Here is a 23,891-nt window from a genome sequence, read left to right as displayed (position 1 = left end):
CCTCTGCCGCCACATCGGCGATTCCGGGCAGCTTACTCGTGCCGCCAGTCAAGACCACGCCCGCCGCGCAATGCTCGGGCGAAAAATCCTCACCCAAGCTTTGGTGGACGACCTCGAAGAGCTCCCTCACCCGCAGCTCCAAAATTCGCTCAATGGAAACCAGCGGAAGCTGCCGGTCGCCAATCGCGCCGTCGCCATCGAGCCAGACGCGTTGCGCCTTATCGCGGCACTGCACAGTCGCTCGCCCGTGACGCAGCTTCACCCGGTCGCCCTGCCCCACCGAGAGCCGCAGCCCCGTCGTCAGGTCGCTACTCAAGTGATCGCCGCCCACCGCAACCACGCCCGCCACATAAGGCGCCCCATAACGATAGAGCACATAATCCGTCGTGCCCGCGCCAATATCCAGCACGAGGACGCCGTCCTCTCGCTCCCTGCGCGAGGTCACGACTCGGCCCGAGCACAGGCTCGAAGGGACCATCTCGACGACTGGAGTATTCGAACTGGTCACCATGTGCATGGCAGTCGAAATGAGGTGCTGGTCTCCATGCATCAGCCAATAGCCGAGCTCCAGCCGACGCCCCGCCAAGTGCTCGGGAGAGTTCCTGATCATCCGCCCATCAAGCCGAAAAGGCCGCCGCAAACTCTGCAAAAGCGTCCTCCCCTCCGGCAGCTCCTTTGCGAGCGCAAGCTGCCGAAGTTGGCTGACCTCCCGCGCGCTCACCATGTTATCCGGTGAAGATACGGCCAGCGACGCCTCACTGGGAAAGCCCTGCACATGCCCACCGGTCAGCGCGAGAAAGGCGCGGTCGATCGACTCCGCCTCCGCATTTTGCTTAGCCACTTCGAGCGCTTGCGCGGTGCACTGCGAGCACGCCGCGTAGTCCACGACCACTCCCTTGCGCATGCCCTGTGCACGGCACTCGCCCCAGCCTCGGATGAGGAAACCATCCCCACTGTATTCGGCTAAAATGACAGCGATTTTCGAGGTGCCGACTTCGACGGAAGCGATGGTGATGGGATCAAAACTCACGAGCGGAAGGACGCGTTGGGTGAAAGAATAGAGAATTGTTAGGCGCGCGCTCAGTGCCGGAGCGACCGTTTTCGACTTGGCGGCGCGACGACGGAGGAGGAGGCGCGATTAGCTCGGCACTCCGCGCGCCCGAGCCTCCCACTCCGCCCGCTCCCTCTTTAAACGTCACGGGCACTTGGATACGCCCATCAACCATCCGGCCAATCGCGAGGTTGATTTCGCTAATCGCGCCCGCCGCGTCCGGCTGCACCGAGTCGAGCAAGAGGTCGAGCTGTGCCACTTGCCGCAAAAACCCCGCCGACTCGCGCGCATTAAAAATGATCCGATCAATCGTGTCCGTCCTCACCTCGATCTCCGCGTCGCTCTCCAGGCGCGCGAGCGAGACCACGCGCCAAGTTTTATAGAGTGCGGGGGCCTCGTTGCGCGCCGTCGCGAGCAACTCCGCCACGAGCGGCATTCCAAAAATCGGTGCAAACTGCGCGGCACTCGAATCGCCGCTAACTCGCCGCAGCCGCACCCCACCCAGCCAAGGCAACTCAGCGAGCAGCCGCGCATCGTAGCCGCTGCCTGGATACACGACACCGTCGCGCGCGACGAGGTGCGGACGCGGCGCGGCCTCCTCGGGGCTGCTGCGCACATTGATGCGCGCGACCGGCGAGCGCTCCGAAAGGCTCACTTCGAGCGTTGCGGGAAATTTCCGCGTAAGCGTCGCAGTAATCACTTGCCGGTCAGCGAGGAGCCGCTCGCGCAGTACCGCGAGGTCTAGATCGATCAGCGTCGCCTCCGGCGGCACTGCCAGCCGCCGCATAATCCACGCTTGGTCGAGCACACCATCGGTGCGCAGCACGACCTCACGAATCGGCTCCGCATTACTCGCACGCGAGAGTTGCAAATCACCCTCCGCAAGCCGGTGCGCCACAAACAACACGCCCGCGCAAAGCCCGATCAGCCCCACAGCGAAGCCCACCCGGCGCAGCCGACGCTGCCACTGCCGACGCCGCGCCACACGCGACATCGCACGCGGCGTCACATTCTGCGGGATGTCGCGCCAAGTGCGCATCCGCTTCGGGCCTTCGGGAGAACTGCTGGACTTCGTTTTTTTCACCTCACTCGTGCTTAACTGGATTGTTATAAAACCACGCCAAACGGGATTTCTGATAAAGAAAGCCTAAACCCGCCTGCTCGCCTCCTCTCGGAGACGCCGCACAGCGGGGGCCACAAGTTCGCGAACCAAGGCCACAAAATCGAGCCCCGCACAACGCGCACTCATCGGCAGCAAGCTCGTCGCCTTCATCCCGGGCAAGGTGTTGATTTCGAGCAAGTAAAGCGTTCCTGACTCGGATAAAATAAAATCCACCCGCGCATAGTCACGGCAGCCACAGGCCGTGTAAACCCGCTGGGCCGCATCGCGCACTTTGGCCGCGCAAAGCTCGTCGAGCGGAGCCGGGGCCAGATACTCTGTTTGGCCCGGTGTATATTTGCTCGCGTAATCATAAACGCCCGAGCGCGGCCGAATCTCCACAATCCCCATCGCCCCCCGAGCATCCAACACCCCAACCGAAAGCTCGCGGCCCACGAGTCGCTCTTCCAGCAGCCAATGATTTTCCGCGCGGCCAATTTCTGCGAGAGCCGCCGCAAGCTCCGCCGCGCCCTCAATCAAGCGCAGCCCAACACTGCTGCCCTCGGAATTCGGTTTTAGAACGAGCCGTTCGCCAAGCTGCGCAATGACCGCCTGCGGATTCGGACTATCCTTTTGGGAAAAGCACAGCCCGCGCGGCCCCGCTACACCGACTGCAGCGGCAGCGGCCTTCGTCCGCTGCTTGTCCATCGTGAGTGCGCTCGCCGCCGCGCCGCAGCCCGCGTAGTGAATCCCTGCCGCGTCCAGCAAGCGCTGCATCTGCCCGTCCTCGCCAAACACACCGTGCAAAGTCGAAAAGACGAGCTCACGACTTGAGTCGATTCCGCGCGGCAAAGTGGCCTCATTCACCTGGACTAGCCGCGTCGGAAAACTCCGCGCTAGCGCGAGCGCACTCGCCCGCCCAGAAGCCAGTGAAACCTCGCGCTCGGCAGAGACACCGCCCGCTAAAACCACAACCGTGGGGACGCGCACACTCATTTCGTTTCCCCCTTCTGCCGAGTGCTCGACGAAGCGCTCGCCAAGTCAGAGAGCTCTGCGACCTCGCTCCAGTCCTTCCCGAAAAGCCGGGCTTCGGGCTCGAGCGCGACACCGTGCGCCGCCAGCACCCGCGCCTGTACTTGGGCCACTAGTTCCAGCACTTCGCTCGCCGTCGCATGGTCTCGATTCACGATGAAGTTTGCGTGCACCGCCGAAACCTCCGCGCCGCCCACGCGCAGCCCTTTCAGCCCCGCCGAATCGATTAAACGTCCGGCAGAGTCGCCCTCCGGATTTTTAAAAATGCAGCCCGCACTCGGCTCGCGTGGCTGCGACTCAACCCGCTTCTTACGGTAAACATCGATTTGGCGCGCAACCGCCTCCGTATCGACTTGCGCGCCCGAGCGGAGCAGCGCCCCAAGCGCAATCGCGCCCTCGGCAAGCTCGGCACAGTGCCGGTAGCCGACATGCAGCTCATCCACACGGCGCGTCACGACTTCACCCGCAAGCGTGATAAATTCCAAAAGCTCGACCGCATCGAAAATCCACGCGCCCATCGCCCCCGCATTCATCCGCAAGGCCCCGCCTACGCTCCCAGGAATCCCCTCCAAAAACTCGAAACCGGCGATCCCCGCCTTCGCCGCCAAGCCGCATAAATTTTTCAGACGCAGCCCCGCGCTAACGTAAATCCGGCCATCCTCGCGCACTTCAAATTTCGCCCACTCGGGAGCGCTTAGGGAAATCACTAAACCCTCCACACCCTCGTCCGGGACGATCAGGTTCGACCCGCGACCGATTGGGAAAACCGGTACGCCTCTCGCATGCGCCGAGCGCAACACGCGCTGCAATTCCTCGACGCTCCTCGGCTCCGCATAAACACGCGCCGCACCGCCGACGAGCATCGTCGTCTTTCGCGCAAGCGGCTCTTCACGCGTAAGCTTGGTTTCTGCCGAAACCACCCCCCGCAGTTCCTGCGCAAACTCATCCCAGAACCGCGCCCGCCACAGCGCAAGCCACGCCCTCGCCTTCGCATCAATGTTTCCCGCGCCGACAAAGGCGACGCAACTGGCCTGCGCCACAGTCCTACCCAACGCAGCAAGTAACGCCTCATCGCTCCGGCAGTAAGTCGCGCCCCCCTCGGCAAACTCGCGCGCCAAATCCGCAGTCGTGCCGCCCTCCACCGGACTCTCGCCCGCACCGTAAACATCGATGAGAAAAACGTGGTCGGCACTCGACAGAGCCTCCGCCAACTCACGCTTAAACTGCGCCGTCCGGCTGTAACGGTGTGGCTGGAAGCAGACGTAAAGGCGTTTGCCCGCATCGCGCCGTAACTCCGCAAGCAAGGCGCGAATCTCCGCCGGATGGTGCGCGTAGTCTTCGATTACGCGCAGCCCGCCCAAGTCGCTAAGCCGCGTCTGCCGTCGCCGCACACCGGGAAACTTGGCGAGCAAGTGAGTGTGCAACTGCGCCCCCATAAGCTGCACCGCAGCGAGCGCGGCGGTCGCGTTGAGCGCATTGAAGCGGCCACTGGCGCGAAGCTCCGCGCTGGCAATTTCAAACCGCCCGCCGAGCGCGAGCCGTAGCGAGTCGCCGCCTTCTGCTGTAATTTCCCCGGTAAAACCGCCCCCCTCGCCGACCGGGTTTGCCCCCCCCTCGCCGACCGCGCCATCACGCCGGTCGCCAAAGCGGAAAACTGGCACGGCAGCCGTTTCTGCCGCCAGCGTTTGCGAGAGCGGACACGCGGCGTTGATGAGCACCGCGCGGCGGGTTTTCGCAAACAGCGCGCCAAAAGTCGCACGCAACGCGTCCTCGCTCGGGTAGTGATCGACGTGATCCCAGTCCAGATTCACGCAAAGCGTGATCTCAGGCGTGAAGTGCTCAATCGTGCCATCGCTCTCATCGACTTCAGCCACAACCCAAGCGCCTTCCGCGCCGGCCACTTGCGCCAGCGGAAACTCGCGCCGCGCGGGCAGTCCTCCCAAAATAAAGCCAAAAGACAGGGGCGGCGGCTCGCCTGCTAAGCCAGTGCTGAGCGCGCCGCTCGCACGCAACGCACTCGCAAGCATCGCGGTCGTCGTCGTCTTCCCGTGCGAACCGCACACGGCAACGAGCCGTTTGTCCTTCACGACCTCCGCCAGTAATTCACCGCGCCGGACGATCGATAACCCGCGTTGGCGCGCCGCCAAAACCGTCGGGTGACTTTGCAAAACCGCAGAAGAGGTAACGACTAGGTCGCACGCTTCGGGCAGAGGCTCCAGTCGGACTCCGGACTCAAGCAGACGCTCGCGCAGCTCCGCCGCAGCGGGCGCCCCCGGCCCTGTCTCTGCTGCCGCCGCGTCCAATGAGTCGTCCTCGCCACTCACCTGCCAGCCACTGCGCGACAAATAGACAGCCAGCGGCCCAAGCCCCATCCCCGCCACGCCCACGCAGTGAATGCGCACCGCAGTTTTCCCAAAAAGAGTCGGTAAGGCAGCGGTAGTCATCATTCGCGCACAAGCGTTTCGAGGTCATCGAGGATAACCGAAATCGCGTCCTCTCGCTCCATCTGGCGCAAGTTTTGCTTAAGCCTATGCAGCAGCCATTCATTAAAAATCGTGTCGAGCACTTCGCGTTGCAGCCGCCCAAGCTCGCTTTGCTCGATCACGATACCGCCGCCGCGCTTTTCAAAAAACGCGGCGTTGGCGCGTTGGTGGTCGTCCGCCGCATGCGGATACGGGACGAGAATCGCAGGGGTCGCGCAGCGGATGAGCTCGGCAATCGTGCCTGCCCCCGCACGCGACACCACGAGATCTGCCGCCGAGAGCAGCGTCGCCACATCATCGCAAAACGGCACGAACACCGCGCGGACAGTCGCAGGCTGGTTTGTTTGGCGGACCTCTCGCTGGAGCTCCACCGGCTCGGTCTCCGCTGTGCCGCCGCGCTTAAGCGGTAATTCGCGTATGCCTGCCTCGCCCTTTCCCGGGCCAGTCACGCAGTACACTTGCACTCCCTCTGAGGCGAGTGCACTCCAGTGCGCCTCCGCCCAATCGTTGAGCGGGCCCGCGCCTTGGCTCCCGCCGAAAATCACGATCACCGGCCGCTTCGGATCGAGCCCGAGCTTGGCACAGGCCTCGCCGTGCGGTTTTGGCGAAATCTCGCAGCGAACCGGCAAGCCCACATGGCGGATGCACGTTGGGCGAATGCCGGTCAGCCGCACGCCCTCTGGCAGGTAAACGCGCACGGCGAGTCGCCCGAGTGTGCGCGTCGCCAGCCCGGACACCCGGTTCGACTCGTGCAGCGCAAGCGGGATACCGAGCAGCCGCGCCGCCACGGCCACCCCCGCCGAGGTAAACCCGCCCATCCCTAAGACCACGCTCGGCTTTTCCCGAGTGAGGAGTTTTAGGCAAAACAGAAGCCCTTGGAATTGCGACACGATGCATCGCAGCAGGCGCGCCGGTGCCCACGAAAACCCTGTGCCCGGCACCGCGACGAAGCGGAGCTGCGGGTAACGCTCGCTTAGCCGCGCATCGATTTTCTTTTGGCTAATGAGGAGCGTCACGCGCGTGGGTGCGCCGCGTTTTTCTCCACGCGCAAGCAAGCCTTCGGCCAACGCGACTCCCGGCGTGAGGTGTCCGCCAGTGCCACCGCAAGAGATGACGATCGACCTCATCGAAGTCCCTCCTTTCCGAGCGATGACACGGCCAGTCCACGCCGTCCGCGCGGGTGGGCCAAGGCCGCCCTTGGCCAAGCCCGTTGCGTGTTGATGACCACGCCGACCAGTATCGCCATCAGCACCAAGTTCGAGAGCCCCGCACTAATAAAGGGCAGCGACATGCCCTTCGTCGGAAAAATCCCCGTCACGACGCCGAGGTTGATTATCGCTTGCAGGCAAATCAGTAAAATCGCCCCCGCCACGATCAGAAATTGGAAAAGGTTGGGCGCCTTGCGCAGGTGCATCAGCCCCGCGATGAAGATGACCGTGTAGACCACCACGATTCCCATCGTAAACCATAGCCCGAGCTCCTCCGCCACGACCGCCAAAATAAAATCCGTGTGTGCTTCGGGCAGGTAGTGCAGTTGCTGGCGGCCTTGGCCGAGCCCCACGCCATCGACGCCGCCCGCTGCAAAGGCCGCGAGCGCTTGGTAAAGTTGGTAAGTGCCTTCCTGCTTGTTCCCCTCGACATCGAGAAACGAGAGCAAGCGGTAGAGCCGATTCGGATTATTGAGGACGAGTAATGTAAAGCCCGCCAAGACCGCCGCGCCCGTCGTTAGGATATACCGCCACTTCGCACCCGCCAAAAACAGCAAGAGCAGCCCCACTGCGACCACGAGTGCGGCCGTGCCGTAGTCCGGCTCCAGTACAACCAAGCCCGCCGTGCCCAGCGTGATGGCGACGGGAATCAAGAACCCACGCTTAAACTCTCCTATGCGCGTCTGGTTCACCGCGAGGTAGTGCGCGAGGCAGAAGACGAGCCCGAACTTCGCAAACTCCGAGATCTGCAAGCGCAAGCCGCCCACGCCCAGCCAGCGACGGCTGCCGTTGACCTCAATCCCCAGCCCGGGAATCAGCACCGCCACGAGCAAAAGCCCGAGCCCCAGCGCCAGCACCCACACGTAGCGGCGCGCCCAATCCAGATTAACCCGACTCACCACCAGACACACGAGCGTCGCCAACGCGACGCCCACACACTGCTTGGCGAGATAATAATAGGGCCCTTGGGCAAAGCCGACGCTCGCACTAAACAAAATCGTAAGCCCGAGAATCGTGAGCCCCACCGCACAAATCACGATCACCGCCGCCGGGGAGGTCGCAGCGCGTTTTACTGGGCGGGCCGCAGCTTGGCGGCCCCTCGAACTCGCCAGCCCGCGCTCCCCCGCAGTCCTGGACCGAAGTCCTAGGTCCGGGTCATCCATCCATGCAGCCTGTGACTGGGCGCGAGCCATTGAGCGCGGCGAAAGAGCCAACTATTCTCGGGGCGATTACTCCTCAATATCGATCACCGGCGCATCGGCCGGCACCGCGCCAAAACCATCGTCGAGCGGGCTGTCAATCGGCGGGGCCGCGATGATCTCGGGAGCTTCGATCGAGAGCGCGGGCGTGGACTCGATTTGCGCTGCGCTCGGCGGGGTCGGCGCCGCGGGCTCCGCTTTGGCGACGGGCGTTTGCGCGGGACGCGGCGCGGCGACAGTCGTCGAAACGCGCCCGCCCGGAATCACAAGCGTTTGCCCGAGCCGGATTTTCGCGGGGTCGGCGATGTTGTTCGCGAGCGCGATGTCGCCGACCCGCACTTGATAGCGGCGGGCGATACCGCCGAGCGTCTCGCCCGAGCGGACGACGTGCACGAGGCTCGCCTTCGGCTCAGTCGCCGTGGCGGCAGCAGGCGCACTCTTGGCCGCGGTCGTCGCTGCGGGCGTGGTCGCCGTCGCGGCGGACGAGGAAGACGACTTCCCGGGGATGATGAGTTTGCGCCCAACCTGGAGCGGTGCGCCTTGGGCCATTTTGTTAACGGCGGCGAGCTCGGCGACCGTCACTTTGTTGCGCTTGGCGATTGTCCAAAGGCTATCGCCACGGACGACTGTGTAAGTCGTCGCAGGCGTGACGTCCCCGACTTCGGGAGGCGCGTTCAGCGGAGCGCTGACTGCTGTGCGCGGGCGAGTTGGGCGCGCGCGGCCCGCAGCCGCATCCGGCTGCGCATCTTCATTCACGAAGAGCGGCACTGCGCCCTCGCCGCTCAAGCCAGCGTCTCCACCGAAGGCGTTAAGCTGTGTTGAGGCAGGATCACCACTTTGGTCAGCGACGATGTAGGGAACGCTCACTACAGGCGTATCGGCAGAGCCTAGAGCCGTATTGTTCGAGTTGGGACGCGGGCCGCGCGAAGTGGCGCTGCAACCCGGGTTGGCGAAGATCAGCACGAGCGCGGCGGCGTGGAGCCCAGCGACGATGCCGAATAGTTTTAGTAATTTCATGGGAGTGGCGGGTGTGGGTTGTGTGCTCAAGTGAGTAGAAAAATCGGTCGGAGGCAGGCTGGCGTTTAGGAGAGGGCGCGGACAGCCGCTTCAAAGGCCTCGCCGCGTGCTCGGTAGTCTCGGAAATTATCGAAGCTGGCAAACCCTGGGCTCAGCAAAATCGCTTCGCCGGGCTGGGCCTTGGCATGCGCGGCCTTCACCGCCGCCTCCAGCGAGTTGCAACGCGTGTAGGCGAGCCCTGCTGCCGCACAGGACGACGCGAGTTCGGACGCGGTCTCGCCGATTAAAAAGGCGTGCGCGACACGCGGTGCGATTCGCTCGATGAAGCCGCGCAAGTCGCCGCCCTTACTGCGCCCGCCCAAAATCAAATTCACCGGCGTGCGCGTCTCCGCAAAGCGCGCGAGTGCGCCCTCGACTGCGTTAAAATTCGTGGCCTTCGAGTCGTCCCAATAAGTCACTCCGTCCAGCTCGACCAAGAGTGTGAGCCGGTGCCGCCCTAGGGTAAAAGTCTGCGCTGCCTTGTAGAGTGTCTCGGGGGGGCGGCGCGTATGCCGCCACCACGCGAACCCGAGCCGGAAATTGTCGCGATGGGGCAGTGTGTCGAAGTCCGTGCCATCCAAGGCCTCGTCAGCAAACGGCCCGTCACAGCGCATCGCCGCGTAAGGCGGAAATGCGTACCCGAAGTCACGGGCGGCCCGCGCTACGCAGGCTCCGGAGAAAGTGCAGTCTGCGGGCGCAGAAGCCAGCAACCGCGCCTTCGCGCTAAAGTAGTTTTCCATGCTGACGTGCCGGTCGAGATGGTCTTCCGAAAAGTTCGTCCACAGGAGCGCATCCGAATAAAAATACTGGAGCGACTCGGCTTGGAAGGAGCTGACCTCGCAGACGACGATTTGCCTAGAATCGCGTGCACTGCCGCGGCCCGCACCGTACCTAGCGGTGTTTTCGAGGACGAGTTGCGCGAGCGGCTTGCCGATATTCCCCACAGCGTAGGCCCGCTCTCCCCCCACGCGCAACGCATGCGTGAGAAACTCAGTGAGCGTGGTTTTCCCGTTCGTGCCCGTGACCGCGATCAACTCACCGCGCCGGTGGATCGCCTGTAATTGCTCACGCCAAAACAGCGCCGAAAAGTCCAACTCGCCCAAGCAAAGTAAGCCATGCGCCCGCGCAAGCTGAAGCCACGGATGATCCACCGCAAACCCCGGAGAGAAGACCACGAGCGCATGTTCCGCGCAATCCTCCTCGCCAAACACCGTATCGCTCGCCTCATCGTAAAGCAGACTCTCCGCGCCCACCGCAGTCAGGAGTTGTTGCACCGCAAAGCCACTCACCCCCATGCCGAAAATGGCGACGGGCTTGGCGAGCGCAGATTTGAGAAGCGAGGGAATGGGAAACTGCATGGAGTGCGGAAAACGGATGTTTCTTGGGGGGTTGGGAGAAATAAAAGATCGAGTGTGCGTCTCTGTTTTCTCGGGTTTAGGTATTAGGACTTAGCGAAGCTTCAGTGTGGCGAGCCCCGCCAGTGCAAAGCCGAGCGAGAGCACCCAAAAGCGCAGCACGACTTTCGACTCTGGCCAGCCAAGTTTTTGAAAATGGTGGTGGATAGGCGACATCAGGAAGAGCCGCTGCCCCACCCCGCCGCGTGCCCGCGTATATTTAAACCAGCCGACTTGCATGATGACCGATAGGGCCTCCATGACGAAAATCCCGCCGACGATAATCAGCGTCACCGGTTGGTGTATCATGAAGGCCATCACGCCAATCAGCCCGCCCAACGCGAGCGAGCCCGTATCGCCCATAAACACCTCGGCTGGATGCGAGTTATACCAGAGGAAAGCCATGCACGCACCGATGAGGGCGGAGCACAGGACGGCCAGCTCGCCGACGCCCGGCACATAGCTAATAAGCAGATAATCGCTAATCCGCACATTGCCCGCCGCGTAGGCCATAATCGCAAAAACCAGCGCGACCGTAATCGTGCAACCGACCGCCAGCCCATCAAGCCCGTCGGTCAGGTTAATCGCATTACTAAAGCCGACCACCCACAGGTAGATGAGGGCGAGTAGGAGCCACCACGGCATTTGCGCGATGACGGCAGTTTTGAAAAACGGCACCCAAAGCTCGCGCACTTTGGCGGCACTCAGCGGATGGCAAAGCAGCAGCCCGAGCGCGATCAGCGTGACGAGCGATTGCCAGAGGAGTTTTTCGCGAGAGGAGATGCCCGCCCGATTGCGGTGGACGACTTTTAGGTAGTCGTCGCGAAAGCCCGCCACCGTCAGCGCCGCGTACACGAAGAGTGCCACCAGCACCCACACGTTAGGCGTCGCCCACAAGAGCGCACTCGTGAACACCGACAGGAAGATGATTAGCCCACCCATCGTCGGCGTGTTCTTCTTATCAAAGCGGGTGGCTATGTCGCCCGTGCGGTCATCGTCGTAGTGCTGGCCGACTTTGAGCGCGCGGAACTTTCGGATAAACCACGGCCCAACCAGAAACCCGATAACGAGAGCCGTGCCGGCGCCGAAAAACGCGCGCACAGTGATATACCGCAGCAAGCGCAGCGGGCCGAAATACTCTTCAAAATTGGCGAGGTAACTAAGCACTTCAGTTCTTGGTTTTGGATTCGAGTAAGGGTTAGAGGCGTGTCGCCTCGGACAGGTTATTCGTGGTGGCTGCGTCGTTTGGGCTCCCAGCAGTGGAGCCCTCAGGCGCGACTAAGTCTTCTAAGCGATAGCGGCGGCTGCCTTTGAGAAAGAGCGCACCGCGAAAGTCGGCGATTTTCGCGCGAAGCGAGTCGAGCGTCTCCACGACCCTGATTTGTTCGGGCGTGACTTGGCCGCCTTCGAGCGCGCCCGTGCGCAATGCCTCCGCCTCGTCGCCAAGCGCGTAAGCGCGATCTTGCGCGCGCAGCCGCAGCGAGCGGCCCAGCGCACGGTGAAACATCGCTGAGCGCTCGCCCAGCTCCTCCATCCCGCCCAAGACAAACACACGCGGTAAGGCCTCGGGAGCCTGCGCATAAAAGGCATCGAGCGCATCCGCCATCGACGCCGGATTCGCATTGTAGCAATCCAGATAAAGGAAACGCCCGTCTGGCTCGCTAAGCGTTTGTCCGCGCAGCGGCGCAGGCGACCACGCCTTGAGCCGAGCCTGAATCTGCGCAGGCGCGACGCCTAAGTAGAGCGCGGCGCGAATCGCCAGCCGTGCATTCTGCGCCATGCCTGCCGAAAGAGTGGGAAGCGTAAACTCGCGAGTCAGTCCGCCAAAAGTCCCCTCATCAATCCGCTGCGTTTTCGATGAGCGAAAGGCCTCAAAGTCACCGAGTGGAGCGGGGAAAATCGCGACGCCCTCCGCCCGGACATGTGCCGCGAGAATCGCCTTCTCTCGCGCGACTCCGTCGATGTCACCGAGCTCGGCGAGATGGGCGGCGGCGACTGCTGTGACAATCGCCACATCAGGCCCGATCATTTGCGCAAGCGGCGCCATCTCACCCGGACCGCCAATCCCGGCCTCAATCACGGCAAAGCGATGCCGCGCAGCGTCGATCCGCGTGAGCGTCAGCGGCACGCCGAGATGGTTGTTAAGATTACCCTCCGTCGCGAGCACACGGTCGCCCTGCCCGCTCTGTGCACCGAGCAGCGCGGCCAATAAATTCTTGGTCGAGGTCTTACCCACGCTGCCGGTGATGCCGATCACTCGCCCGCCCGCGGCTTGAAACTTCTCTCGGTGCTTTTGGGCGATCTGCTGAAACGCGCGTAGCGTATCGCCGCCACGACTACCGCCGCGCGTGTCGCCGCCCTCGACGACGAGTTGCGGCAGGTCGATCGACGCGTCTGCACGGGCCACGAGTGCGGCAGCCGCCCCCGCTTGCGCCGCCGCAGCGAGGTAGTCGTGCCCGTCGCGGTTTTCGGTTTTCAGCGCGACGAAGATTTGCCCGGGCCGAAGCTGCCGCGTGTCGATTCCGAAGCCGCCCAGCCCCCCGCCGGGAAACCGCGTCCAACTCGCCTGAGCCCACTGTGCTAGTTCGGCTGCATCGAAACTCGTCACGCCGCGCCTCCGTGCTTAAGGGCCTTTATCGCGATGAGTTCGCGGACGGTTTTGCGGTCGTCGAAGGGGATAACGGTATCGGCAAACTCCTGGTAACTCTCGTGTCCTTTGCCCGCGACGAGCAGGCAGTCACCCGCTTTGCAGGCATCGAGCGCGAGGCTGATTGCGCGGCGGCGATCGTCTATCCAAGTGATCCGCGCCGCATCGCTAACGCCCGCCTCCATGTCTTTGAAAATTTGAGTGAGCGCTTCGCCGCGCGGATTGTCCGCGGTGGCAAACGCGAAGTCGGCAAACTCTTGCACTGCCGCCGTCATGAGTGGGCGTTTGGCACGGTCGCGCTGCCCGCCACAACCGAAGACGACCATCAAGCGCCCGGGCGTAATGGCGCGGAGCATACCCAGCGCATTGCGCAACGCATCGTCAGTGTGCGCGTAATCGACCAGGACGCTGTAGGCTTGCCCGGCCTCGACCTGCTCCATGCGGCCCGGCACACCTTTGAAGCTCGCCAGCCGGGCGAGGCACTTGCGCAAGTCCAGGCCCGTGCTCCACGCAACCGCAGCGGCAGCAAGGAGGTTGCTCACGTTATAGCGACCGATGAGCGGCGAGGTCACTTCGCAAGTCCCCTCGGGCCAGACGAGCCGTAGCCGCGTCGTTTTAAACCCGAGCTCGACCGCCTCCGCGCGAATCATCGCGTCCGGGTTTTCGCCATACGTCACCAGCCTCACAGTTTCGGGGAGCATCGCGGTGAGCCGTTGGCCGTAAGCATCGTCGGTATTGATCACGGCGATTTTGGGCGCGGTGCCCAACTCGCCCGTAAAGAAACGCGCTTTGACCTTAAAATAATCCTCCAGTCCGTCGTGATAATCGAGGTGGTCGCGGGTAAGATTGCTGAAAACCCCGACTTCGAAGCCGAGCCCGAGCACGCGGTGCTGGTCTATGCCATGAGAGCTGACCTCCATCGCGACTTGCGCACAGCCCGCGTCACGCATCTGCGCGAGCATCCCGTAAACATCGAGTGATTCGGGCGTAGTCCGAAAGCTAGGCACTGTGCGTGCGCCCAGGTCGTAGTGAATCGTGCCAATCAGCCCCACGCGCTGCTTCGGCGTGTCGAGCAGGTGCTTCACGAGGTGCGTGACGGTCGTCTTGCCATTAGTGCCCGTGACGCCAATCGCCGACAGTGCGCGGTCGGGGTGGCCGTAATACCGCTGCGCCACACGCGCGAGGACGACGCGCGGATCGGCCACTTGCACGTAGGTTAACTTACTCGGCACGAGCCCGGGAAGCTTTTGGGCGACGATGGCGACTGCCCCGCGCGAAATCGCCTCGTCGATAAACTGCACCCCATCGCTGCGCCGCCCGGGCAGCGCAAAAAACACGGAGCCCGGCACCACGCGGCGACTGTCCATCACAAGCCCCGAAATCGGACAATCCAGCGAGCCTTTGTGCGCTTGGATTTCATCGGGCTTTAGAAAATCGGAAAGTTTGGGAGCGGATTTGGTCATGCGGTTTCTAACGAGGGTTTTGCCTACGCCGTTTTTGATTCGATTCGGGTCGGAGGGCTTTGAGGGTCTCGTTTGGGTGTGGTGGCGACTCGGAGCGACCAACCGTAGAGGCGAGTCAGTCCGTGGCGCAAAGGCATGGATAAGTGGGAAGTTTTGGGAGAGATAGCCAATCACTGGGTGGCTCCTTGTAGGCTAAAAAGTGGCCGAGGCGAAACAGGCGCGACCGAGCCCGGGCCATTCGTTGGTTTGATGTCGAGGTATTGGACAAGCTGCTCGCCAATCCGCTTAAATGAGGGCGCGGCGACGATGCGCCCGTAAGCACTGCGGCCATTGGGCAGGCGCGCGTTATCGACGATCACCGAGATCACGACTTCGGGACGGCTCGCAGGGAAAAAGCCAACGAAAGAGCCGACGTGTGCGCGGTTCGAGTAACGGCCGTTGACGAGCTTTTGCGCAGTGCCCGTTTTGCCCGCGACTTCGTAGCCGGGGATTGCGGCCTCGCGCGCGGTGCCGCCGGGCGCAGCCACAGCCTGAAGCATCCGCGCCATCTCGCGTGCAGTGGCCGGGCTAATCACACGGCGGCGCACTGCCCTATCAAAACTGTAGACGACCTCGCCCGACGCATCGCGGACTTGCGCGATAATCTGCGGGCGCAGCAACTCCCCGCCGCTCGCGATGACGCCCATCGCGTAGTGCACCTGTAGCGGAGTCGCCGATACACTGTAGCCAGCAGGGATGCGCGTGATGTCTATCGCACTCCACTGCTTCACCGGATTGAGCTGCCCGCTAATCTCGCCGCCAAAGGGAAAGCCGGATTTTTCTCCAAAGCCAAAAGCCCGCGCGTAGTCGTAAAGGCGCTCTTCGCCGAGCAGCATCCCGAGCCGCGCGGCGCCGATGTTGCTGGAGCGGCTAATAATCTCGGCAACGCTTAAGGGCTGATCGTAGCGGTGCGTGTCGGGCATCGCTCGCAGCATCCGCCCGCGATACTCGATTTGCTCAGTCGAGCAGTCGAAGCGCGTATCGGGCCGCACGAGTTTTTCGTTTAGCGCAGCGGCAGCCGGCACGATTTTAAAGGTCGAGCCAGGGTCGATCTGGTCGGTAATCGCAAAGTTGCGCTGCACATCGAGCGGCGCCTGGCCGTAGGCGTTGAGGTCGAAGCTCGGGTAATTGCCCATGCCGAGGATGAAGCCCGTGCGCGCGTCGCTGACGATGATCGTCGCCTTGTCGGGGCGTAACTCGCGGGCGATTCGCGCCAGCTCTTCCTCGACTAGGTGCTGCACGATGATGTCGGTCGAGAGGACGACGTTGTAACCGTTCGTCGGCGCGACCTCGCGCGTGCGAAACTGGGCCAGCTCGCGCCGCGCACCATCGCGCTCGCCCTCACGCCAACCGTCCTGCCCGCGCAGGTAAAAATCGGCATACGCCTCAACTCCGGCGGCAGCGGTGCCCTCCTTGTTCACGTAACCGACGAGGTGAGCGGCCAACGCGTTGTGCGGATACACGCGGCGAAACACACGGTTTCCGTAAACGCCCTTTATGCCGAGCGAGCGGATTTTCTCATAAGTCGCCTCGTCGATATCTTCGCGCAGCTTTGCCCAGCGTATCGGACGATTAACTACGCTCGCCGCCGCTGCGCTCGCAGTCGCCGAGTCGCTCGCGGCGGTTTGGATTGGCCGCGTCCGCAGCGTGAGCACGCGCTCCAGTTGCGCGTACGGCAGCCCGAGCAGCGCAGCGAGCTCAGGCCATTTCTCGCGGTCGCTCTCGCGCAAAACCTGAGGGTCTACACCCAGTGTGTAGACTGACTGATTCGTAGCCAGCAGGTGCTGATGCGCATCGTAAATATTGCCGCGCCGCGCGGGTTCGACGACCACTTGGCGGCGCACTTGCTCGATGTAGCCCAGCAGCTTCCCCCGGTCGATGATGTGCAGAAAGACCAGCCGCGTCCCTACCCCGCCCAAGCACGCAAAGACGACTGCGGCGAGCAGGACGACCCGATAGTTGGAGGTGAAGCCACGGCGCGCCATTTTCAGTTACCGCGCCGCACGGGCACGCCTCTAAACGATACAGTGGTCGCCTGTGGGACAGGACGGGAAGAGCGGGAGACGTCGCCCGCGTCTGCGCGAAAATACGCGTCGTCACCGTCGCTGCCGAAGAGTTCGCGGTTGTGCTTCGCGGCAAGATACGGGACGGGCATCTCGTCGAGCGTCGCCGTCTTCTGCGGGTCGGGCGGCACGAGCCCGAGCCGCCATTGCGCGTTAAGGAGCTTGAGCATGGCCGGGTCTTGCGCGCGCTCGACATCGGCGCGAGTCGAGTTGATTAACCGCTCGGTCTCCGTAAGCCGCGCGTGCAGCACCTTTGTGTGATTGGCCGTAGTGGAGATTTGGTGACGCATCCACACGGTGCCCATCCCGATCGAGCCGGTGAGGACTATCATAACGAGCGTGGTGATGAGTAACTGATTCGCGAAAGCTTGGGTGTCGTTTTTCATAGTGGGAGCGGACTGCAGGAACGGCGGTAAACAGCAGTCGGTTAGTCTTTGCGGATGGCGCGTAGCTTCGCACTGCGGCTGCGCGGGTTGGCGGCGAGCTCGGGCTCGCTCGGGGTGATCGGCCTGCGCGTCAGCGGCTCGGCGTAGCGCGGGCGCAGGTCTTGCGGACGCGCATCACGCGCGTCCACGGGTTGGCCGCAAAGGCGGCGGAAAAAGTGCTTCACCGGCCTGTCCTCCAGCGAATGAAAGCTAATCACCGCGAGCACGCCGCCCGCCGCGAGCAGCTCGAAGGCGACCGGCAGCGCGCGCTCAAGCGCACCCAGCTCGTCATTTACTGCGATGCGAATCCCCTGAAACGCGCGGGTCGCCGGATGCAGCTTCATCGTGTGTCGCAAGCGCGCCGGTATCGCTGCGGCGATCGTCTCGGCCAGCGACTGCGTGCGCGCAAGTGCTCCCGTGCCGCGCGCGGCGAGTAGCGCGGCGACGACGCGCCGCCAGCAGGGCTCCTCGCCATAATCACGAATCGCCCGCACAAGCTCGGCCTCGCTCGCGTCCTCCAACCATTGCGCAGCCGAAACGCCCTTGCGCGGGTCCATCCGCATGTCTGCCGGCGCGTCATATCGAAACGAAAACCCGCGCTCGACCTCGTCGAGTTGGAACGACGAAAGCCCAAGATCGAAGAGTATCCCACAAAACCCAGAAGGCGCGCGGCGCGGGAAAGACGGGAGGCGGCCTTGGCGGCCTTCGTCGCGCAGCGCGGCCAAGCGGCCAAAGTCCGAGTCGATTAACGCAAACCGATCGCCAAACGTTTCACCCAGCTGCGCCGCACGAAGCGACGCGCTCGGATCGCGATCGAGCGCAACGAGGCGGCTTGTGGGGAATGTTTGCAAAATCGCACGCGAGTGCCCTCCCCCGCCAAAGGTGCAATCGAGGAAAGTCGGCTCTACGTCCAAGTCCGCGTCCGCATCAGCAGCCCCACTCGCCGCAGTGTGCTTCGCCAAAAGGGCCAACACCTCGCGTAAGAGCACGGGCTGATGCGACAAGGCACTCGACGGCTCGGCCCGCTCTGCGCGCGCCTGCTTTGTAAGTGATAGTTTTGACGCGTGTGGCATGGCAGTCGCGGTGCGTCAGAGCCCGAGGCGACGCATGATGTCGCCGAAGTTTTCGCCCGAGGTTCGCGCTTCGACGCGCTCCCAACGCTCGGGGGTGTAGATGTTAAACTTGGTAAGACTGCCGACGAGGACGGCGTCCTTCGCGATCCCCGCATGCTCAAGCAGGCCCGCGCCGAGGCTGATCCGGCCCGACTTGTCGAACCACAGCGACTGCGTCTGCGCGAAAAACCGCGCCACGAAATCCTGCCCAAGCCCATCGCTCAGGGCCATCCCCGCAATCTTGTCGTACAGCTTTTGCACCTCCGCCGGCGGCAACACCGCGATGTATCCCTCCGGGTGCGGCGTCGCCAAAAACACATCGTCTGTTCCATGCGCAAAACGCCACGCCGACGGAATCGTGAGCCGATTCTTGTCGTCCAGCGCGTGCCTAAAAAGGCCCGTATAATGCGGAGCGAGTGTTGCAGACATGGTGAAGCGGGGCTTCAAGCGCCCCAAAGTGCCCCAATCCATCCCCTTTTCCCCCACAAGCGTCAACTCCATAGGCCATAAAGTCCCACTTACTTACTAATAAGTTATTCACATCCTGTTTTTGTGCCTTTCCCGCTCTGGAAAGATCGACCGCCCGCCTCCACTTATTCGCACAAAATCAGACACAAAAAAAACGCCCAAAGGGACGGTCCACAACCGCCCGCGAGGTCAGTGTCAGAGGTCACAGACCTCCACTGCGCGTGGGGCGGCAGCGTGTCGCTGCACCCATTTACAGAGCCGCTTGGTTGCCGTGCATTCGCACAGCAGCCAAGCGGCTCTGTGAAAAGGATCCCAAACTTTGGAACGTGGATTTTTTCGTGATTTTTCCCACCTCGCCCAAACGGGTTATCACTCAACTTTCCCTTTTACTACTCTCCCTGTCGCAACGCGACAGGGGGGAATGCTTTCAAATTAGGGATTTCGCTTTCGCGCGATAGCGCGATGCGAAATCCCAAATTGAATGGAAGCGGTCACTGACCGCCGCCCCACGCGCAGTGGAAAAGTACCCCACGCGGAGTGGGAAAAAGCGTATCAGCGCGGCTCGCCACTCACGTGTGCTGCGCACGCTCGCCGCTATATCAGCGGATCGGGGGTGCCGGTGGCTTGGCGCAGCGCCGCGAGGGCGACGTTGTAGCGATACACGGATTGCCATTGGTTTAGGCGAGCGCGGGTGAGCTCGACCTGGCTGGTGAGCACGTCGAGTTGTGTCGCCGTCCCGGCTGCGTAGCGCACGCGGGCTAAGCGCAAGGCTTCGTCGGCTTGCTCGACGACTTTGGCGGACGCGGAGACGAGCTCGCTCGCCTCGGTTAACGAAGAGTGCGCACGACGGACCTCGACGTCGATTGCGAGCTCGGTTTCTTCGAGTGCGAGGCGGGTTTGGACGAGGCGGGACTTGGCTTGCGCGCTGCGGCCCGCCGTCGCACGTCCGTCGAAGACGGCCCACTGGGTTTGCAGGCCAGCGGTCCAGCCGTCGCGCCGGTCACTCCAGCCGGTGCTTGGGCCGCCGCGCTGCCAATCGTAGCGGCCAAAGGCCGAGAGACGCGGGAGGTAGCCCGAGCGTGCAGCGACGACTTGATTTTCACCTGCTTGGGCGAGCTTGGACAGTCGTTGGAGTTCGGGCCGGTTTGCGCGTGCCGCACTGAGCGAGGCCATGAGGCTAGCCTCATCAACGGTCTGCGCGGGAGTGCCTTCTAGGGCGAGTTCGCCCGCGAGCGGCGGTAAAGAAGTCGCCGCCTGCGCGGGTGTCGCCGCCGAGGCTAGCGCACTCGTCGCAGCACGCGGCACACCGAGCGCGCGGCGCAGTTCCTCAATGGCGAGCCGGTAGTCGTTACGCGCGGTAATGAGATCGGGCTGGCCGTTGGCGAGGGCGACCTGCGCGCGCAGGACTTCAAAGTTCGACACCGAGCCCGCTGCGAAACGGCTCTGCACATCCTTTAGCTGCTCTTCGAGGAGTTTTAGATTTTCCTCCTGCACGGCGACCTGCTCTTTGGCGAGCAGCGCACCATAAAAGAGCGTGCGGACGCTGAGCAGGGCTTCGTTGACGATCGCTTGCAGCTCCAGTTCAGCGGCCTGCACGGCAAGCCGCGCACTGCGCGAGGACGCGAGCGCGCCTCCGCCGGAGTAAAGGAGCTGGGAGGCGACCACGCCCATTCCCCAGTTGCGGTTCTGCGCTGGAGAGCCTGCCGAGAGGTCCCGGTCGTTGGCCGAGATATCGCCGCTCAGCGCAAGGTTTGGGATTTGTTGGGCGCGCACTTCGAGGACGACTCCTTGTTGCTCACGGATGCGTTCGCGCGCTTGAGCGATTGCCGGGTTGTGCTCAATCGCGTAGCGGAGCGCATCGGGGAGTGTGAGAGTCGGCGTCGCTAAGCTCGCAGTCGATTGCCCGCTCGGCGGCGAGGGTTGAGCTAGGGCAAGACTCGCAAAAAGCGCGGTAACCGCGCAGAGAATCGAAAAACGGGAGAGCATAACAAACTGGGCGTACGGTGTTTAGATGGACGGCTCGGCTTCGGGATCGGCGACGATGAGTCCGGCCTCGACCTCGCGCTGGTGCTCGATCTCGGTCGCTTTCTTATGATCACGGGCGATTGCCATGTAGACCGAAGGCACGATGAAGAGCGTGAAGAGCGTGCCAATCGCCATGCCCGCGACGAGCACCAGACCGATAGAGTTACGCGCGGCGGCACCCGCTCCGCTCACGAAAACGAGCGGCATGTGTCCAAATACGGTCGCTGCCGTAGTCATCAAAATCGGGCGCAGCCGCAGCGAGGCGGCTTCGATGAGGGCCTCCAGCTTTTCCTTGCCTTCGATTTGGAGCGTGTTGGCAAACTCGACGATCAGAATGCCGTTTTTAGCAATCAGGCCCACTAGTGTCACGAGCCCGACTTGCGAGTAAATGTTAAGCGAGGTCGCGCCGAGAAACGTGAAGGACAGCGCCCCAAACATCGCCAGCGGCACAGAGCCCAAGAGCACGATAAACGGATCGCGGAAGCTTTCGAACTGCGCGGCCAAGACGAGGTAAATGAGCACGAGCGCGAGGATAAGCGTCGTCGTAAGCGTATCGCCTTCTTGGCGGAGCTGGCGCGACTCGCCGCCGTAATCCATGAAATACTCGCTGGGCGCGACCTCGCGCATGGCGTCCTCAAAGACCTTGAGGGCTTGATCAAGCGTCACGCCGGGCAGCGGCTGAGCGGAGATAATCGCCGCGTTGAGTTGCTGGAAACGCTCGACTTGGCGCGGCTGAGCCGAGGTCTCGAAGGTCGCAAAAGTGCCCAGCGGAATCAGTTGCCCGCCCGGGCCGGTGACGTGCACCTCGCTCAGTTGCTCTACGTTGAGCCGCTCCGAGCGTTTAACCTGCGGGATCACCTTGTAGCTGCGGCCTTGGATGCTGAAGCGGTTGACGTAGCCGCCGCCGAGCAGCGAGCCAAGGTCCGCGCCGATTTGCTGCATATCGAGCCCGAGCGTCGCCGCCTTATCGCGGTCGATGATGACTTGCGTCTCGGGCCGGTCAAAGCGCAGTCCCGTAAACGCAAACATGATTTTACCGGACTGGAGCGCGCGCTGGTGGACGGCTTGAGCAACCTCGTTGACCTGCTCAGGAGCAGCGGTCGAAGCGACGACGAAAGACACGGGAAAGCTCGACCCGCCAGGCAGGCCCGGCGGCATAAAGGGGAAGACCTCCATCCCGCCAAAGTTCTGAAACTTCACGCTCGCTTCTTGGAAAATCTCGCGCGTGCTGCGCTCGCGCTCGCTCCACGGCTTTAGGCTAAGCCCAAGGAAGGCAAACCCACGCCCGAGCACCGAGAAGGTGTCCGCGCGCTCCGGAATCGCCTGATAGACGCTCTCCAACTCATCGGCATAGAGCATCATTTGCTCGATGCTTGCATTGGGCGGAGGCTGGAGAATCGCGCCAAAGAAGGATTGGTCTTCCTCGGGCGCGAGTTCGCTTTGAGAAAACATAAACATCGGCCCCAAGAGCAGCGGCACGACGATAATGACAAAGAGCGTGACCAACCAATTGAAACGCGGGACGACGAGCCACGCGCGCAGCGCCCGCGCGTAGCGGCGACGCAGCCCGTTAAACCGCGTATCGAGCCATGCGGCGAAACCGCTCGTGTGATTGTCAGCCGGGATAATCCGCGAGGCCATCATCGGCGAGAGCGTCAACGCGACGATCCCCGAAATCAGCACCGCGCCCGCCAGCGTAAATGCAAACTCGCGAAAGAGTGCGCCGGTAAGTCCGCCTTGAAACCCGATCGGCGCGTATACGGTGACCAGTGTAATCGTCATCGCGATAACGGGACTGACCAACTCACGCGCCCCCTTAATCGCCGCCTCAAAGGGCGTCTGCCCATCGCGCACATGACGCTCGATATTTTCGACAACCACGATCGCATCGTCCACGACGATACCGACCGCGAGCACGATGGCTAAGAGCGTGAGCAAATTCACCGTGAAGCCGAGTAGCAGCATCAGAAAGACCGCACCGACGAGCGAAAGCGGCATCGCCACCACCGGAATCAACACCGTGCGGAAGGAGCCCAGAAACAGGTACAGGACGATGACGACGATCAGCATCGTCTCGGCCAGCGTGGAGATGATCTCCTTAATCGCATCTTGGATATAGCTGGAGCCATCGTGCACGATTTTCGCCGTCATGCCGGGCGGCAGCGCAGGGATGATTTCGCTATCGATGATTTTGCGCACCTCACCGAGCACATCGAGCGTGTTAGCAGTCGGGAGCACCGAGACACTGATAAAGGGCGCGGTGTGGCCGTCGGCGCGCACCTCACTGTCGTAACTTTCGGCTCCGAGCTCCACGTCCGCCACGTCGCCCAAACGCACGACTGCACCGCCCGTTTCACGCAACGCAAGTTGGCGAAACTCCTCGACGCTGCGTAGGTCCGTGTTGGCCGTGAGGCTCACGCTGACCATCTCGCCTCTGGTGCTGCCGAGCGCCGAGAGGAAGTTGTTACTGGCGAGTGCTTGGCGAACCTGGGTCGCGCTGATGTTGAGCGCAGCCAGTCGGTCCGGCTTTAGCCAGATGCGCATCGCAAAATTGCGCGCGCCTTCGATGTTGGCGCTTTGGATCCCCTGCACGGCAGAGAGCCGAGGCTGCACGACACGCGTCAGATAGTCGGTGACTTGGTTCAGCTCCAAATCCTCCGAAACGAAGCTGATATACATGTCTGCCATGTTGGAGTCGGCAGGGGCGATATCGATGAGGGGCTCTTCGGAGCCGGGCGGTAAGTCGCTCTTTACTTGGTTTACCTTGGAGGTGATTTGCGCGAGCGCAGCAGTCGGGTCGTAGTTGAGCTTTAGGCGCGCGGTGATCGTCGACATGCCCGCGCCGCTCTTGGACTCCATGTAGTCAATCCCATCGGCACTCGCGATGGCGCGCTCGAGTGGCGTGGTGATGAAGCCGTTTACGAGGTCAGCACTCGCCCCGATGTAAATCGTCGAAACAGTCACCACCGACACGTCGCTGCGCGGGAACTGCCGCACGCTCAACGCGCGATACGACTGCACGCCGAGGATTAAAATGACCAAGCTCACCACGACCGCGAGGACGGGCCGTTTGATGAAAATATCGGTAAAGTGCATAAATAAAAAGAGAGCGGGAAAACGGGATAGG

Annotated in this window: 17 protein-coding genes; all 17 read right to left on the bottom strand. The window is 62.7% G+C overall.

Going from position 1 to position 23,891, the window contains the following annotated elements:
* Positions 1-1,030, bottom strand: a 1,030-nt coding sequence (gene ftsA, locus AXK12_RS07010) for a cell division protein FtsA (RefSeq protein WP_068712864.1), incomplete at its 3' end; no start/stop codon positions are given.
* A complete protein-coding gene (locus AXK12_RS07005) occupies positions 1,020-2,135 on the bottom strand; it encodes a cell division protein FtsQ/DivIB (RefSeq protein ID WP_156468922.1) in 1,116 nt (371 codons plus the stop codon). The genes ftsA and AXK12_RS07005, both read right to left, overlap by 11 nt.
* Positions 2,136-2,198: 63 nt before the next feature.
* Positions 2,199-3,146, bottom strand: a complete 948-nt coding sequence (locus tag AXK12_RS07000; protein WP_068712860.1) for a D-alanine--D-alanine ligase family protein — start codon at positions 3,144-3,146, stop codon at positions 2,199-2,201.
* Positions 3,143-5,629 (bottom strand): UDP-N-acetylmuramate dehydrogenase, encoded by a 2,487-nt coding sequence (murB, locus tag AXK12_RS06995; protein WP_082782721.1) that lies wholly within the window; start codon positions 5,627-5,629, stop codon positions 3,143-3,145. Before murB ends, AXK12_RS07000 begins: the two co-directional genes overlap by 4 nt.
* Positions 5,626-6,792, bottom strand: a complete 1,167-nt coding sequence (locus AXK12_RS06990) for a UDP-N-acetylglucosamine--N-acetylmuramyl-(pentapeptide) pyrophosphoryl-undecaprenol N-acetylglucosamine transferase (RefSeq protein ID WP_068712856.1) — start codon at positions 6,790-6,792, stop codon at positions 5,626-5,628. The genes murB and AXK12_RS06990 overlap by 4 nt, the downstream gene beginning before the upstream one ends.
* Positions 6,789-8,066 carry an FtsW/RodA/SpoVE family cell cycle protein gene (locus tag AXK12_RS06985; protein ID WP_231863584.1) on the bottom strand — a complete coding sequence of 426 codons (1,278 nt, stop codon included), beginning with the start codon at positions 8,064-8,066 and terminating at the stop codon, positions 6,789-6,791. The genes AXK12_RS06990 and AXK12_RS06985 overlap by 4 nt, the downstream gene beginning before the upstream one ends.
* A gap of 36 nt (positions 8,067-8,102) precedes the next feature.
* Positions 8,103-9,089, bottom strand: coding sequence for a LysM peptidoglycan-binding domain-containing protein (locus AXK12_RS06980; protein WP_068712852.1), 987 nt, complete (start codon positions 9,087-9,089; stop codon positions 8,103-8,105).
* A 65-nt stretch (positions 9,090-9,154) separates the two neighbouring features.
* Entirely contained in the window at positions 9,155-10,486 is a 1,332-nt protein-coding gene (locus AXK12_RS06975; RefSeq protein ID WP_068712850.1) for a Mur ligase family protein, read from the bottom strand.
* 90 nt (positions 10,487-10,576) lie between these two features.
* Positions 10,577-11,689, bottom strand: coding sequence for a phospho-N-acetylmuramoyl-pentapeptide-transferase (gene mraY / locus AXK12_RS06970; protein WP_068712848.1), 1,113 nt, complete (start codon positions 11,687-11,689; stop codon positions 10,577-10,579).
* A 31-nt stretch (positions 11,690-11,720) separates the two neighbouring features.
* Positions 11,721-13,130: a UDP-N-acetylmuramoyl-tripeptide--D-alanyl-D-alanine ligase gene (locus AXK12_RS06965; RefSeq protein WP_068712846.1), complete on the bottom strand. Its 1,410-nt coding sequence runs from the start codon at positions 13,128-13,130 to the stop codon at positions 11,721-11,723.
* Entirely contained in the window at positions 13,127-14,632 is a 1,506-nt protein-coding gene (locus tag AXK12_RS06960; RefSeq protein WP_231863583.1) for a UDP-N-acetylmuramoyl-L-alanyl-D-glutamate--2,6-diaminopimelate ligase, read from the bottom strand. The genes AXK12_RS06965 and AXK12_RS06960 overlap by 4 nt, the downstream gene beginning before the upstream one ends.
* Positions 14,633-14,802: 170 nt before the next feature.
* Positions 14,803-16,656: a peptidoglycan D,D-transpeptidase FtsI family protein gene (locus tag AXK12_RS06955; protein ID WP_068712842.1), complete on the bottom strand. Its 1,854-nt coding sequence runs from the start codon at positions 16,654-16,656 to the stop codon at positions 14,803-14,805.
* A 2-nt stretch (positions 16,657-16,658) separates the two neighbouring features.
* Positions 16,659-17,120, bottom strand: a complete 462-nt coding sequence (locus AXK12_RS06950; RefSeq protein WP_068712840.1) for a hypothetical protein — start codon at positions 17,118-17,120, stop codon at positions 16,659-16,661.
* 41 nt (positions 17,121-17,161) lie between these two features.
* The gene (gene rsmH / locus AXK12_RS06945) at positions 17,162-18,232 is read right to left on the bottom strand and encodes a 16S rRNA (cytosine(1402)-N(4))-methyltransferase RsmH (RefSeq protein WP_082782719.1); all 1,071 of its coding nucleotides are present in this window, start codon (positions 18,230-18,232) and stop codon (positions 17,162-17,164) included.
* Between the two features lie 15 nt (positions 18,233-18,247).
* Positions 18,248-18,700 (bottom strand): division/cell wall cluster transcriptional repressor MraZ, encoded by a 453-nt coding sequence (locus tag AXK12_RS06940; RefSeq protein ID WP_068712875.1) that lies wholly within the window; start codon positions 18,698-18,700, stop codon positions 18,248-18,250.
* A gap of 633 nt (positions 18,701-19,333) precedes the next feature.
* Positions 19,334-20,725, bottom strand: coding sequence for a TolC family protein (locus AXK12_RS06935; RefSeq protein ID WP_068712835.1), 1,392 nt, complete (start codon positions 20,723-20,725; stop codon positions 19,334-19,336).
* Positions 20,726-20,746: 21 nt separating this feature from the next.
* Entirely contained in the window at positions 20,747-23,860 is a 3,114-nt protein-coding gene (locus AXK12_RS06930; RefSeq protein WP_068712833.1) for an efflux RND transporter permease subunit, read from the bottom strand.
* Between the last annotated feature and the right edge of the window lie 31 nt (positions 23,861-23,891).

The sequence above is a fragment of the Cephaloticoccus capnophilus genome, assembly GCF_001580045.1.
Classification (GTDB): Bacteria; Verrucomicrobiota; Verrucomicrobiia; order Opitutales; family Opitutaceae; genus Cephaloticoccus; species Cephaloticoccus capnophilus.
Note: the sequence above shows the minus strand (reverse complement) of the source record. Positions and strands in the feature narration are given on the sequence as shown.